General features: G+C 57.7%; 1 pseudogene. It reads left to right on the forward strand.

Annotation, left to right across the window (positions count from 1 at the left end):
* Positions 1–371 (forward strand): annotated as a pseudogene (locus HMPREF9538_RS30880) (DUF3560 domain-containing protein); the annotation flags it as partial.

Genomic DNA, 371 nt, shown 5'->3' on the forward strand with positions numbered 1-371 from the left:
ACCGACTACCGCACAGATCATGACGGAAAATACCGTCAGCCAGACTTACCGGGCAACCTATTCACCAGATGATAATAAATTGCGACTTTACGCATCATTACGGCTCGATGAAGAAACGTATTCCCTGATCAACAAAGCAGGCTTTCGCTGGGCGCCCAAACAGGAACTTTTTGTGGCGCCAGCCTGGACGCCGGGGCGGGAGGATGTCCTGCTTTCCCTCGCCGGTGATATCGAGGACGAGGACAGCACCCTGTTTGATCGCCAGGAGCAGCGCGCCGGGCGGTTCAGTGACTACAGTGACCGGCGGGCGGTTGAATCGGAGCAGGCGCTTGCGCATGTTGATTCGCTGGCATCGGCTGTCCCGCTGGGAC

This window comes from Klebsiella sp. MS 92-3 (assembly GCF_000195655.1).
In the GTDB taxonomy this organism is placed as follows: Bacteria; Pseudomonadota; Gammaproteobacteria; order Enterobacterales; family Enterobacteriaceae; genus Klebsiella; species Klebsiella pneumoniae.